Source organism: Streptomyces canus 299MFChir4.1 (assembly GCF_000383615.1).
Classification (GTDB): Bacteria; Actinomycetota; Actinomycetes; order Streptomycetales; family Streptomycetaceae; genus Streptomyces; species Streptomyces canus_C.
In genome coordinates this window covers 514,955-528,289 of sequence record NZ_KB911582.1, presented here as the reverse complement: position 1 = coordinate 528,289, position 13,335 = coordinate 514,955, and the positions used below count along the sequence as shown (strand labels likewise).

Genomic DNA, 13,335 nt, shown 5'->3' with positions numbered 1-13,335 from the left:
GCGAGGTCGGGGTGGTGTTGGGCGCGCCGGCCGGGCGGCGGTAGCCGCGAGTTGATGCAGCCTCGACCTGCACGTCAAGGTGGCGAAGGACTGGCGGCGGGATCCCCGGCAGTTGCGAAAGCTGGGGTTCTAGGAGCTTTTGGGGGCCTCCTCCTGCGGGGTCAGGTCTTGCAGGCCCACCACTCTCAGCAGTTGCAGTCGTTCGTACGCCTCCGTCCCCGGGCGGGCCGTGTGGACGACCAGGAGGTGGTGGTGTTCGTGGCTGACCATGACCTCGCAGTCGAGTTCCAGCAGTCCCACCACGGGGTGCACGAAGCGTTTCGTCGCCTTGTCGCGCTGGGACACCTCGTGCTCGTCCCACAGGCGCGCGAACTCCTGGCTGGCCGACCGGAGTTCGGCGACCAGCGAGGCCGGTTCCGGGTCGTCGGGGCGGGCCGCGGTCACCGCGCGCAGGGTGGCCACCTGGGTGCGCGCGTGGTCCGCCAGGTCCTCCTCGGGGAACAGTGTGCGCGCGGCCGGGTCCAGGAAGAAGCGGCGGACCAGGTTGCGGTCGCGGGGCGGGCGGGCCATCACGTCCCCCACCAGGGCCCTGGCCATCGCGTTCTGCGCCAGCATCTCGCCGCAGTCGTTCACCACCTGCGCCGGAGTGTCGTGCAGCCGGTCCAGGATCAGCAGCAGCCCCGGCCGGACATGCGCCGACCCCGTCTCGCGGCGCGGGGGCTCCTCGCCCACCAGATGGAACAGATGGTCCTGCTCCACGGCGGTCAGGCGCAGCGCGCGGGCCAGCGCCGTCAGCATCTGACGGGAGGGGCGGGGGCCGCGGGACTGCTCCAGGCGCGTGTAGTAGTCCACGGACATCCCCGCCAGCTGGGCCACCTCCTCGCGGCGCAGCCCGGGAGTGCGGCGCCGGGCGCCCGGCGCCAGACCCACGTCGGACGGGTTCAGCCGGGCGCGGCCGCGGCGCAGGAAGTCGGCGAGTTCGGCTCGGTTCACCCCTCCAGCGTGCGGCACCCCGCCCGGCTTATCCAGGGACTGCCGATCCCCTGATCAAGAGGTCTCTCCCGGTGCCCGCGCCGCCGTCCCACGCTGGTGGGGACGAAAGGGAGCAGAACATGCTGACGTTGGTCACAGGTACGACAGGACAGGTCGGCCGGCGCTTCGTGCCGAGGCTGCTGGCGCAGTCCCGGCCCGGGGAGCGGGTACGGGTGCTGGTGCGGGACGCGGCCCGAGGTGAGCCGTTCGCCGAACTCGGTGCCGAGGTCGTCGTAGGAGATCTGCGGGACACCGAGGCGCTCGGCAAGGCCGTCGCCGGGGTGGACGCGGTCGTGAACGTCGCCGCGGCCTTCCGGGGAGTGCCGGACGAGGAGGCGCGGGCCGTCAACCTGGACGCGGCCGTGGAGCTGGGCCGTGCCGCGGTGGCCTCGGGCGTTCGACGGTTCGTGCAGGTCAGCACCGGTCTGGTGTACGGCACCGGGCGGGGGCGGCCGCTCACCGAGGACGACGAGAGCCGGCCCGGCGGGGCGATGTGGGGCGCCTATCCCGAGTCCAAGGCGGAGGCCGAGCGGCAGTTGCTCGCGATGGAGGGCATGGATGTGCGCGTCGGGCGGCTGCCGTTCGTCTACGGCGAGGGGGACCCGCATCTCGCCCAGTCCCTGATGTGGGCGAAGACCTGGGCGGCGAATCAGCGGCTCCAGGTGGGACACCACGTGGATGTGGCCCAGGGGTTGTCGCGGATTCTGCATGCGCCGGGGATCGCGGGGCGGGTGTACAACATCGCCGACGATGCGCCGGTGACGGCGGTGGAGTTCTATCAGCTCAACGGGGTGGAGATTCCGGCCGAGTTGTACGAGCGGACTGATCCGGATCCGTGGCTGGCGATCACGTCCACGGAGCGGATTCGGCGGGAGCTGGGGTATCGGCCGGTGTATCCGTCGGTTTATGCGGCTCGGGAGGCGGGAGCGCTCTAGAAAACAGGCCGGTCGTCGCCTGCGGGGCGGTGGGGGCTGGTCGCGCCCACGCGGCGGAGCCGCACATCGATACAGCCCCGCGCCCCTGACAGCATCTAGTCAACGCTTCTTATACGGCCGACCAGGACCGCTCCCGCCAAGCCCACGAACGCCGCCACCCCGTACAGCACCCGGTATCCCCCCAGGTGCGTCACGATGGGTGCCGCCAACGCCGGGGCCGCCACCTGGGGCAGGGAGTTCGCCACGTTGATGATGCCGAGGTCCTTGCCCCGGTCCGGGGCCTTCGGCAGTACGTCCGTCATCAGGGCGAAGTCGACCGACATGAAAACCCCGAGGCCCACGCCGAGCAGCGCTGCCACGATGATCGCGCTCGGCCAGGTCTGCCACAGCGCGAGCAGGGCCGTCGCCACCGCCATGAGGACGCCGGACCACCGGACGAACGGCTTGCGGCGGCCCACGCGGTCGGACCAGACGCCGCCCACCACCACCGTGGCCAGCAGTGCCACGCTGTCGACCGCCGTGAGGATCAGTACGCCCTGCTCGGGGTCGTCGTGGTGGAGACGGTCCCGCAGGTAGTACAGCAGGTACAGGATCACCAGCGCGTTGCTGAGGTTGATCAGGAAGCGGGTCACCCAGGCCCAGGCGAAGTCGGGGTAGCGACGCGGGCTGAGCCAGAAGCCGCGCGCGAACGACCGCCAGGACCAAGCCGGTTGGTCCGTGGCCGCCAGCCGGAGGTCCTGGTGGCGCAGCACGTACGGCAGCACCCCCGCCAGCGTGAACACCGCGCAGGCCGCATAGCCCGCCGCGATCCCGCCCGTCGCGGTCGCCAGGCCCGTGCCGACGACCGCGCCGAGGATCTGCGCAGCCCCGATCCAGCCGCCGACCGCGCCCCGCTGGAGGCGTGGCACCCGGTCCGGCACGGCCGCCGTGACCGCCGCGAAGGCCGCGTTCAGGGTCAGCTGGACCAGACACCAGCCGAATGTCATGAGCCACAGGCCGCCCGCCCCGGCGAGCACCAGCAGCGACAGCGCGCCGCCCGCCGCACCGGCCACGATCCACGGGCTGCGGCGGCCCCAGCGGGCCGTGGTGCGGTCCGACAGCGCGCCGAAGAACGGGTTCGCCGCCAGCGACACCACCGCGCCCACCCCGGTCACCCAGGCCAGCAACGTCTCCTTGGACATGCCGCTGCCGGGCGCGAAGTCCTCCGCCTGCCGGGCCAGCAGGATCTGCAACGGGCCGTACCAGCCCACCCAGATCGCCACGTTGGCCAGCGACAGGGAGGCCGTCCAGCCCTTGCCGACCCGGTCGACGGGCTCCGAGAGAGCCGTGCTCACCTCTGGGCCCGGAGCAGGTCCCGGTACCACGCGTACGACGCCTTCGGGGTCCTGGCCAGCGTCTCGAAGTCCACGTGCACCAGGCCGAACCTGCGCGCGTACCCCTCCGCCCACTCGAAGTTGTCCATCAGCGACCACACGAAGTACCCGCGCACGTCCACGCCCGCCTCGACCGCCCGGTGCAGGGCGCGGACGTGGCCGTCCAGGTAGGCGATCCGGTCCTGGTCGTCGACGCCCTCGTACGAGCAGCCGTTCTCGGTGATGACGACGGGCGGGAGCCGGTCGCCGTAGCGTTCGTGGAAGGTGGTGAGGAGTTCCTTGAGCCCCTCGGGGACCACCGGCCAGCCGAAGTCCGTCACCGGGACGTCCTCGATCTCCTGGACGGAGAAGGGGAGTTCGGCCGGGATCGTCAGTCCGCCGAACTCGATGTCCTCGCCCTGCGGGGCGCCGACGCGGGTCGGGGCGTAGTAGTTGACGCCGTAGAAGTCGAGCGGCTCGGAGATGACCTTGAGGTCGGCGGCCACGTCACCCGGCATCAAGTCGCCCAGCCCCGAGGGGTATTCGCCCAGGAGGACCGGCTCCGCGAACAGGCGGTTCAGCAGGAGGTCGTAGAAGTCCGCCGCCTCCAGGTCCGGTTGCTCCTGGGAGGCCGGCCAGGTCGGGCCGTGCGAGTTGGCGATCCCGACGTCCGTGGCGCCGGCCGCGCGCAGCGCCTGTACGGCCAGGCCGTGGCCCAGGAGCTGGTGGTGGGCGGCGGGCAGCGCGTCGAACATCAGCTGCTTGCCAGGGGCGTGGGCGCCGAGCGCGTGGCCGAACAGGGTGTGTTCGGCGGGCTCGTTGAGCGTGATCCACTTCTGGACGCGGTCGCCGAGGCGGTCGGCCACCAGGGACACGTACTCGGCGAAGCGGGACGCGGTGTCCCGGTTCAGCCAGCCGCCCTCCTCCTGGAGAGTCACCGGCAGGTCCCAGTGGAACAGCGTCGGGACCGGACGGACGCCCGCGGCCACCAGTTCGTCCACGAGACGGTCGTAGAAGTCGAGGCCGCCCTCGGAGCGCACCCGTGGCCAGGAGACCGAGAAGCGGTACGCGTCCACCCCCAGGCCGGCCAGCAGGGACACGTCCTCGCGGTAGCGGTGGTAGTGGTCGCAGGCCACCGCCGCCGTCGAGCCGTCCTTCACCCGTCCCGGTTCGGCCGTGAAGGTGTCCCACACGGACTGCTCGCGCTCGTCCGCCGCGCCCTCGATCTGATGGGCCGAGGTCGAGACGCCCCACAGGAAGCCGGCCGGGAAGCGAGGGATCGCATGCTCTTCAGTCGCCATGCGCCGGATCATGGGTACCGGCGGGTAGGGAAGTCAACGGGCAGGCGTGAACAAGCAGTTACGCACCTTCTTTGAGTACCTTCGAGATCAGCTTCCGCTGCTCCTCCGTCAGCCGGGGATCGGAGGCGTAGACCGTTCTGCCGTCCACGGTGATCTCGTAGTTGAAGCCGTCCGGAACCCCGATCGGCGGGGTGCCCCGGCCGGCGGCGACCGCCTTCTCGGCCAGGGCCTGCCATTCGTGGGCATCGGGCCGCCCGGAGGTCTCGACCTCCTTGTGCCGCTCGATGCCCGCGAACCCGCCCGTGCGCCGTACCTGAATACGCATGGGTCCCTGTCTAGTACGGACTCACAGGATCCGCACCCCGACCTGCTCCCAGGCCTTGGAGACGGCCTGGAGTTCGTCGCCCTCGTTGTAGCGGGCCTTCGCCGCCGCGACCGTGAGCTTCGCGAAGTCGGTGAACAGGGCCCGGTCGGAGAGCTCGCCGCCGGTCAGGACGTCGTACCAGATCTGTCCCGCCTTCTCCCAGGCGTGGCCGCCGAGGGCGCTCGCGACCAGGTAGAACGCGTGGTTGGGGATGCCGGAGTTGATGTGCACGCCGCCGTTGTCGCGGCCGGTGCGGACGTAGTCGTCCATGGTCGCCGGCTGCGGGTCCTTGCCGAGCACGTCGTCGTCGTAGGCGCTGCCCGGCTCCTTCATGGAGCGCAGGGCCTTGCCGGAGACGCTGGGCGCGAGCAGGCCCGCGCCGATCAGCCAGTCGGCCTCGGCGGCGGTCTGGCCGAGGGTGTACTGCTTGATGAGCGAGCCGAAGACGTCGGACATCGACTCGTTGAGGGCGCCCGACTGGCCGTAGTAGGTGAGGTTCGCCGTGTACTGCGTGACGCCGTGGGTGAGTTCGTGGCCGATGACGTCGATCGGGATGGTGAAGTCGAGGAAGATCTCGCCGTCGCCGTCGCCGAACACCATCTGCTCGCCGTTCCAGAAGGCGTTGTTGTAGTTCTCGTCGAAGTGGACGGTCGCGTCGAGCGGGAGGCCGTCGCCGTCGATCGAGTGGCGGCTGTAGGCCTTCAGGTAGAGGTCGAAGGTGGCGCCGAGACCGGCGTAGGCGCGGTTGGCGGTGGCGTCCTGGCCGGGCTCTGAGCCCTCGGCGCGGACCTTCGTGCCCGGCAGGCCGGTCGTGTGCCCGGCGTCGTAGATCGTGCGCAGCGGCTGGTCGGACGGTGCCTTCGTCTGCGGCGCCGCGGCGAGGGAGAACTCGGTCGTCACCCGTCGTTTGCCGCGGAGCTCGCTGTCGCGGACCAGGGTGCGCTGGGCGGGGCCGGACAGTGCGGGGTCCTCGTTGCGGGCCAGCTTGTCGAGGACGTGTGGTGGTACGACCGTGCAGAAGACGGGCTCGAAGCCCCCGTTTGTCGTCATGTGCGGCACCCTTGCACTGAGTCATGAGCGTGTCACTAGTCGCAACCATGATTGGTGAAATATGCGGACACAGAGGCGCACGCTCCGTGACGAAGTGGTATGGCGCACTTTTTGCCCGATTCGCCCCTCGGGTCCCGCATACTGATACGGCGCCCCGCACGGGGAGCGGCTCCGCTAGCATGCTGCGCATCATGCGTTTCGGGCTGCTTCTTCTTAGCTGCCGCGGCGAGGGCCTGTAGTCCAGGTCGACTCCCTCCCCGCGGAGCTTCGTGTTGCGTGTCGGCCGTCCTTTCCGGACATCCCTAGGAGCCCCGCAATCATGGCGAACCGCCAGCAGCCCAGTTCCATGCCGATCCACAAGTACGGCCAGTACGAGCAGGTCGACATCCCGGACCGCACCTGGCCGAACAAGCGGATCACCGTCGCTCCCCGCTGGCTCTCCACCGACCTGCGTGACGGCAACCAGGCCCTGATCGACCCGATGTCGCCCGAGCGCAAGCGCCGGATGTTCGACCAGCTGGTCAAGATGGGCTACAAGGAGATCGAGGTCGGCTTCCCGGCGTCGGGCCAGACGGACTTCGATTTCGTGCGGTCGATCGTCGAGGAGCCGGGCGCGATCCCGGACGACGTCACCATCTCCGTACTGACCCAGGCCCGCGAGGACCTGATCGAGCGGACCGTCGAGTCACTCAAGGGCGCCAAGCGCGCCACGGTCCACCTGTACAACGCGACCGCGCCGGTCTTCCGCCGGGTCGTCTTCCGGGGCTCCAAGGACGACATCAAGCAGATCGCCGTCGACGGCACCCGTCTGGTCATGGAGTACGCGGAGAAGCTGCTGGGCCCGGAGACGGAGTTCGGCTACCAGTACAGCCCCGAGATCTTCACCGACACCGAGCTGGACTTCGCGCTGGAGGTCTGCGAGGCGGTGATGGACGTCTACCAGCCGGGTCCGGGCCGCGAGATCATCCTCAACCTGCCCGCCACGGTGGAGCGTTCGACCCCCTCCACGCACGCGGACCGCTTCGAGTGGATGCACCGCAACCTCTCCCGCCGCGAGTACGTGTGCATCTCGATCCACCCGCACAACGACCGCGGTACCGCCGTCGCCGCCGCCGAGCTGGCGCTGATGGCCGGCGCCGACCGCGTCGAGGGCTGTCTGTTCGGACAGGGCGAGCGCACCGGCAACGTCGACCTGGTCACCCTGGGCATGAACCTGTTCTCGCAGGGCGTCGACCCGCAGATCGACTTCTCCGACATCGACGAGATCCGTCGTACGTGGGAGTACTGCAACCAGATGGAGGTCCACCCGCGCCACCCGTACGTGGGCGACCTGGTCTACACGTCCTTCTCCGGCTCCCACCAGGACGCCATCAAGAAGGGCTTCGACGCGATGGAGGCCGACGCGGCCGCCAAGGGTGTCACGGTCGACGACATCGAGTGGGCGGTGCCGTACCTGCCGATCGACCCCAAGGACGTCGGCCGCTCCTACGAGGCCGTGATCCGGGTCAACTCCCAGTCCGGCAAGGGCGGTATCGCGTACGTCCTGAAGAACGACCACAAGCTGGACCTGCCGCGCCGGATGCAGATCGAGTTCTCCAAGCTCATCCAGGCCAAGACGGACGCCGAGGGCGGCGAGGTCAAGGGCTCCGACATCTGGGCGGTCTTCCAGGACGAGTACCTGCCGAACCCCGAGAACCCGTGGGGCCGTATCCAGGTCAAGAACGGCCAGTCGACGACCGACACGGACGGCGTGGACACCCTGAAGGTGGAGGCCACGGTCGACGGCGTCGACACGGTCCTGACCGGCAGCGGCAACGGTCCGATCTCGGCCTTCTTCGACGCGCTGGCCAAGGTCGGCATCGACGCCCGGCTGCTGGACTACCAGGAGCACACGATGAGCGAGGGTGCCTCCGCGCAGGCCGCCTCCTACATCGAATGCGCGATCGACGGCAAGGTTCTGTGGGGAATCGGGATCGACGCGAACACGACGCGTGCGTCCCTGAAGGCGGTCGTCTCGGCCGTCAACCGGGCCGCTCGATAATCACTCTGACCGGCGGTTTCGGGGCCTTGGTCGCTGTATACGGCGATCAAGGCCCCGTCGTTTATCGGCCACCGGAGGGTGAAGGTCACGAGCAGGTCTCGTCAGGGGTACTGACTCCGCCTGCCTCATGTGGCTAACATCACGCAAGCGCGGCGATGTTGCCGCGGGGTTACGCGGAGGTGTGACGTGCTGCCAGGACGGGGACGAAACGGCCGTGCTGCCAGGCCTGCGCGCCTCCTGGGCACCCGTACCGCGTGGACGACCGTCGGCGACGGCGAGTTCTTCTGCCCCGGCTGCGGGGGCGACCGCAACTTCCAGCGCCTGACCGGCCGCCGCCGCTTCACGCTGCTCGGCGTCCCGGTCCTGCCGCGCGGCGACACCGGCCCCGTGGTGGAATGCGCGGCCTGCCGACGCCACTTCGGCACGGACGTCCTCGACCACCCCACCACGACCCGCTTCTCGGCGATGCTCCGCGACGCCGTCCACACGGTCGCGCTCGCTGTCCTCGCGGCGGGCGGCACCTGCTCGCGCACCTCCCTGGAGACCGCGGCCGCAACGGTCCGGGCGGCGGGCTTCGACGACTGCACGGAGGACCAGCTGGAAACCCTGGTCGAGGCCCTCGCCGAGGACACCGGCCGGGTCTACGACCGCCCCTGCGGAGCCGGTCTCGCCATAGAGCTCCACGAGGCCCTCGACCCGCTCGCCCCCCATCTCGCCCCGGCGGGCCGCGAGTCGATCCTCCTCCAGGCGGCCCGCATCGCCCTCGCGGACGGCCCGTACACCCCGGCGGAACGCGACGCCCTGACGACGGTCGGCACGGCCCTGACGATCTGCGCGGACGACGTGACCAGGCTCCTCGCGGCGGCCCGCACGCCGTCCTGATATCCCGTTCCGATGGCCGCGGGCCGGTCCTCCTCCGGGCGGCCGGTGCACCCCCTGGGGGAGGGGGGAGAGCGGGATGTCCTCGCCACGGTGGGCTCGGCCCTGACGACGTGACCAGGCTGCTCGCGGCCGCCCGGACGCCGTCCTGATACTCCCCGGGGAGTAGTGCGCGCCCCGGGCCACCCCTGGCAGTACCTTCCGACTCGCCCTCCCGCCCGACGAACAGCGGCCCCTGTGCCGGGAGTCTGGAAACCGAACCAGACGTCCGACCGGAGGGAGGCCCGTCGATGGGGGCCGCAAAGATGAGTGCACGGCGACGGCGTGCCGTGCCCTGGCTGGTGCTGGGGTTGTGGATCGTCGTGCTGGTGGCCGTGTCGCCGTTCGCGTCGAAGCTCGCGGACGTGCAGCGGGACCGGGCCGTGGACTACCTGCCGGCGAGCGCGGACTCGACACAGGTCGCGAAGATCCAGGAACGGCTGCCCGGGGGCGAGGCCACGCAGATGGTCGTCGTCTACCACCGGGACGGCGGGCTGACGGCGGCCGACAAGGCGACCGCCGCCGGGCAGATCGGGCGGATCGCGGACGCGCACACGCTCACCGCCGAGCCGCGGGGCATTGCCTCCAAGGACGGGACCACCGTGATGTATCCCGTCGCCAGCACCGAGCCGGGCACGGACGAGAAGGCCCGCGACCGCCTCGTCAACGACGTGCGGGACATCGCGAAGGGCGAGGACGGTCTCGGCGTCGAGGTCGGCGGGGAAGGAGCCCTCGCCACCGATGCCGGCGAGGTCTACGACTCGCTCGGCGGACCGCTGCTCTACACCACCGCCGCGGTCGTCGCCCTGCTGCTGATCGTCATCTACCGCAGTCCGCTGCTGTGGCTGGTGCCGCTCGGGGTCGCCGGCATGTCGGAGTTCCTGGCCCGGGCCGTCGCCTACGGGCTCAACCAGGGGTTCGGCACCTCCGTCACCGGGCAGAGCGGCGGCATCATGACCATCCTGGTGTTCGGCGCCGGGACCGACTACGCGCTGCTGCTCGTCTCCCGGTACCGGGAGGAGCTGCGGCGGACCGAGCGGCCCTACGACGCGATGGCGGCCGCGCTGAAGGGCTGCGGACCCGCCGTGGTCGCCTCCTCCGGGACCGTGGCCGCGGGCCTGCTGTGTCTGCTCGCCGCCGACCTCAACAGCAGCCGCGGCATGGGCCCGCTGGGGACGGTCGGGGTGCTGGTCGCGCTCGCCGCGATGATGACGCTGCTGCCCGCGGTCCTCGTGCTGCTCGGCCGCCGGGTGTTCTGGCCGCTCGTACCGCGCTACGGCAGCACCCCCAAGGTCCGCCGGTCGCTGTTCGCCGCGATGGGCAGCTCGGCCGGGCGGCGGCCGCTCACCGTGCTGGCCGGCGGGGCCGTACTGCTCGGGGCGCTCGCACTGGGCGTGCTCAACCTGCCCGGCAGCCTCAAGCAGGAGGACTCCTTCACCAGCAAGCCCGACGCGGTGGCCGCCATGGGGACGCTCGCCGAGGCCTATCCGGAGCGGGGCACCCAGCCCGTCACCGTCATCACCCCGGCCGACCGTGCCGACGCCACCCTCGCCACGGTCCGCGGCACCCAGGGCGTCGACAGTGCGCGGAAGGAACGTACCGGAGACGGCTGGACCGAGATCTCCGTCACCGCCAAAGACGCTCCCCAGTCCGCCGGGGAGACCGCGACCATCAAGGCCCTGCGTGCCGAGCTCGACGGCTCCTACGTCGGCGGGCCCAGCGCCCAGCAGCTCGACCTCAAGGACACCAACAGCCGTGACCGGATGATCGTCGTGCCGATCGTCCTCGTCTCCGTGCTGCTCATCCTCGTCGTCCTGCTGCGGTCCCTCGTCGCGCCCCTGCTCCTGGTGGCCGCCGTGGTCGCCGTGTGGGCCGCGGCCCTCGGCATCGGCGGACTGGTCTTCGGGCCGGTGTTCGGCTTCGAGGGCACCGATCCCGGACTCGGGCTGCTGTCCTTCGTCTTCCTGGTCGCCCTCGGCGTCGACTACGGCATCTTCCTGATGCACCGCATGCGCGAGGAGTCCCTGGCCGGCGCCGAACCGGTCACCGCCGCCCTCACCGCGCTGCGGACCACGGGCGGGGTCATCGCCTCCGCCGGACTCGTCCTCGCGGCCACCTTCGCGGTGCTCACCAACATGCCGCTGGTCCAACTCGTCGAGCTGGGCTTCGTGATCGCGGTGGGCGTGCTCCTCGACACCTTCCTCGTGCGGACCTACCTGGTCACCAGCGCGGCCGTCGCGCTGCGGCGGAAAGTGTGGTGGCCGGGGGCGCTGTCCCGGGAGCCCGAGCCGCCCGTACGGGCCGAGCGCCAGCCGGAACCCGTGTGACGAGGTCGTTCCCGGGCGCCCTTCCCTCCTGGAAGGGCGCCTTCCGGCCCGACGTCCCGGAAGATGACACCGTGCAGGAGACCACGAGACCCCGGCTGGGCGAGCGGATCATGACGGCGGTCAACCGCGACCCGCGGACCGCCCCGCACGGCACCCGCAACGACGCGCTGCTCGCCGTCGTGCTGGCGGTGGCGGCCGTGTGCGTCGGCCTGCTCAGCGACGAGGCCCGCCGCCCGGACGCCCTCGGGTGGACGCTGCTGCTGGCCGTCCATGTGCCGATCGTGTGGCGGCGGCGCCACCCGTTGCTCGTGCTGGCCGCGCTGGTGGCGCTGATCGTGCCGTACCACGCCCTCCAGTACAACCACCTCGCCCCCACCCCGGTCGCCTACGTCGCCCTCTACACGGTCGCCGTCACCGGCCGCCCCCTGCGGACCATCCTGACGGGCGCCACGGTCCTCGCTATCTCCCTGAGTGTGATGCTCACCGTCAGCACCCACCAGGCCCTCGAACTGCTGCGGATCTCCGGCTGGATCATCGCCGTCCTCTTCTGCGGCATCGACGTCCGCTACTACCGCCAGTACGTCTCCGCCATCGTCGAGCGCGCCGTCCGCGCCGAACGGACCCGCGAGGAGGAGGCCCGCCGCCGGGTCGCCGAGGAACGTCTGCGCATCGCCCGCGACCTGCACGACCTGCTCGCCCACAGCATCACCCTGATCGGTGTGCAGACCTCCGTCGCCGCGCACGTCCTGGCCGCCGACCCCGAGCGCCTGGACCGGGAGACGGTCGCCAAGGCCCTCGACGACATCGCCGGGACCTGCCGCACCGCACGCGGCGAACTCCGTACGACGCTGGAGGTGCTGCGCGAACACGGTCCCCAGGACACCCGCGGCCCGCTGCCCGGCCTGGACGGCCTGCCCGACCTCGTCGCGGCGGCACGGCTCGCGGGTGCCCGCGTCGAACAGGACCTGCGCGTCCGCACCGACCCGCCGCCCGCCGTGGGCGCCGCCGCCTACCGGATCGTCCAGGAGGCGCTCACCAACGCGGTCCGGCACGCGGGACCCGAACCCGCCGTACGCCTCAGGCTGTACGACGAACCGGGCGCCCTGCGGGTGTCGGTGACCGACGACGGCACCGGGCCCGTCCCGGGCGGCAGCCCCGGCTTCGGACTGGTCGGCATGCGCGAGCGGGCCCGCAGCGTCGGTGGCACACTCGACGCCGGACCACGCCCGGACGGCGGGTTCGAGGTGACGGCGGCGCTGCCGCTCGCCGTGGGGGAGGGAACCGTATGACCATCCGCGTACTGCTCGCCGACGACCAGACCCTGGTGCGGGCCGCGTTCGCCATGCTCGTCGAGTCGGCGCGGGACATGGAGGTCGTGGGAGAGGCGGGCAGCGGGCGGGAGGCCGTGGGCGCGGCCCGGAAGGTGCGGCCCGACCTGGTGGTGATGGACATCCGCATGCCCGATCTCGACGGTATCGAGGCGACCCGGCTCATCGCGGCCGACGAGGCGCTGGCCGGGGTGCGGGTGCTGGTCCTGACCACCTACGACACCGACGAGAACATCGTCGAGGCGCTGCGCGCGGGGGCCTCCGGCTTCCTGGTGAAGGACACCCGGCCGGCCGACCTCCTCGACGCCATCCGCACGGTGGCGGCCGGCGAGGCGCTGCTGTCCCCGGGACCGACGGCACGGCTGATCGAGCGGTTCCTGCGCAGCCCGTCGGTACCGGTGGCGGGCGGTGGGCCCGAGTGCCTCTCCGACCGGGAGCGCGAGGTGCTGGCCCTGGTCGCGCGGGGCCTGAACAACACGGAGATCGCCGAGACGCTGGGCCTGAGCCCGCTCACCGCGAAGACCCACGTCAGCCGGATCATGGGGAAGCTGGGCGCGCGGGACCGGGCCCAACTGGTCATCGTGGCCTACGAGTCGGGGACCGTGACACCGGGGACCCGGTAGGGGCTCAGAGCAGCCCGGCCCCGGCCAGGAGCGCGCCCACCCGCTCGATCTCCGCCGCAGGCAA

The 13,335-nt window shown here is 71.3% G+C and carries 11 protein-coding genes; 6 read left to right on the top strand and 5 right to left on the bottom strand.

The window, feature by feature from the left end; all coding sequences use genetic code 11:
- Window positions 1-129 precede the first annotated feature (129 nt).
- The gene (locus H293_RS0102365; protein WP_020116279.1) at window positions 130-993 is read right to left on the bottom strand and encodes a helix-turn-helix transcriptional regulator; all 864 of its coding nucleotides are present in this window, start codon (window positions 991-993) and stop codon (window positions 130-132) included.
- 119 nt (window positions 994-1,112) lie between these two features.
- Between H293_RS0102365 and H293_RS0102360 the strand changes: the two genes are divergently transcribed.
- Window positions 1,113-1,967 (top strand): NAD-dependent epimerase/dehydratase family protein, encoded by an 855-nt coding sequence (locus H293_RS0102360; RefSeq protein ID WP_020116278.1) that lies wholly within the window; start codon window positions 1,113-1,115, stop codon window positions 1,965-1,967.
- Between the two features lie 95 nt (window positions 1,968-2,062).
- Here the strand turns inward: H293_RS0102360 and H293_RS0102355 are convergent, their stop codons facing one another.
- From H293_RS0102355 to H293_RS0102340, 4 genes are read right to left on the bottom strand one after another with little or no spacing between them, the layout of a single operon-like run.
- Complete coding sequence (locus H293_RS0102355) at window positions 2,063-3,301, bottom strand: MFS transporter (protein WP_020116277.1); 1,239 nt, start codon at window positions 3,299-3,301, stop codon at window positions 2,063-2,065.
- A complete protein-coding gene (locus H293_RS0102350) occupies window positions 3,298-4,620 on the bottom strand; it encodes a GH1 family beta-glucosidase (protein WP_020116276.1) in 1,323 nt (440 codons plus the stop codon). Before H293_RS0102350 ends, H293_RS0102355 begins: the two co-directional genes overlap by 4 nt.
- A gap of 58 nt (window positions 4,621-4,678) precedes the next feature.
- Window positions 4,679-4,945: a protealysin inhibitor emfourin gene (locus tag H293_RS0102345; RefSeq protein ID WP_020116275.1), complete on the bottom strand. Its 267-nt coding sequence runs from the start codon at window positions 4,943-4,945 to the stop codon at window positions 4,679-4,681.
- A 21-nt stretch (window positions 4,946-4,966) separates the two neighbouring features.
- Complete coding sequence (locus H293_RS0102340) at window positions 4,967-6,034, bottom strand: M4 family metallopeptidase (protein ID WP_020116274.1); 1,068 nt, start codon at window positions 6,032-6,034, stop codon at window positions 4,967-4,969.
- A 319-nt stretch (window positions 6,035-6,353) separates the two neighbouring features.
- Between H293_RS0102340 and leuA the strand changes: the two genes are divergently transcribed.
- From leuA to H293_RS0102315, 5 genes are all read left to right on the top strand, one after another.
- The gene (gene leuA, locus H293_RS0102335; RefSeq protein WP_020116273.1) at window positions 6,354-8,075 is read left to right on the top strand and encodes a 2-isopropylmalate synthase; all 1,722 of its coding nucleotides are present in this window, start codon (window positions 6,354-6,356) and stop codon (window positions 8,073-8,075) included.
- Window positions 8,076-8,261: 186 nt separating this feature from the next.
- Window positions 8,262-8,957 (top strand): TerB family tellurite resistance protein, encoded by a 696-nt coding sequence (locus tag H293_RS0102330; protein ID WP_020116272.1) that lies wholly within the window; start codon window positions 8,262-8,264, stop codon window positions 8,955-8,957.
- A gap of 287 nt (window positions 8,958-9,244) precedes the next feature.
- Window positions 9,245-11,320, top strand: a complete 2,076-nt coding sequence (locus tag H293_RS0102325; RefSeq protein ID WP_028807475.1) for an MMPL family transporter — start codon at window positions 9,245-9,247, stop codon at window positions 11,318-11,320.
- On the top strand, window positions 11,317-12,609 hold the full coding sequence (locus H293_RS0102320) for a sensor histidine kinase (protein ID WP_020116270.1): 1,293 nt from the start codon (window positions 11,317-11,319) through the stop codon (window positions 12,607-12,609). The genes H293_RS0102325 and H293_RS0102320 overlap by 4 nt, the downstream gene beginning before the upstream one ends.
- On the top strand, window positions 12,606-13,271 hold the full coding sequence (locus H293_RS0102315; protein WP_020116269.1) for a response regulator: 666 nt from the start codon (window positions 12,606-12,608) through the stop codon (window positions 13,269-13,271). The genes H293_RS0102320 and H293_RS0102315 overlap by 4 nt, the downstream gene beginning before the upstream one ends.
- Window positions 13,272-13,335: the final 64 nt, after the last annotated feature.

Coding starts and splice junctions, on each gene's coding strand:
- H293_RS0102360 (WP_020116278.1), top strand. CDS start 1,113: ATGCTGACGTTGGTCACAGGTACGACAGGACAGGTCGGCCGGCGCTTC.
- H293_RS0102345 (WP_020116275.1), bottom strand. CDS start 4,945: ATGCGTATTCAGGTACGGCGCACGGGCGGGTTCGCGGGCATCGAGCGG.
- H293_RS0102350 (WP_020116276.1), bottom strand. CDS start 4,620: ATGGCGACTGAAGAGCATGCGATCCCTCGCTTCCCGGCCGGCTTCCTG.
- H293_RS0102315 (WP_020116269.1), top strand. CDS start 12,606: ATGACCATCCGCGTACTGCTCGCCGACGACCAGACCCTGGTGCGGGCC.
- H293_RS0102340 (WP_020116274.1), bottom strand. CDS start 6,034: ATGACGACAAACGGGGGCTTCGAGCCCGTCTTCTGCACGGTCGTACCA.
- H293_RS0102325 (WP_028807475.1), top strand. CDS start 9,245: ATGGGGGCCGCAAAGATGAGTGCACGGCGACGGCGTGCCGTGCCCTGG.
- leuA (WP_020116273.1), top strand. CDS start 6,354: ATGGCGAACCGCCAGCAGCCCAGTTCCATGCCGATCCACAAGTACGGC.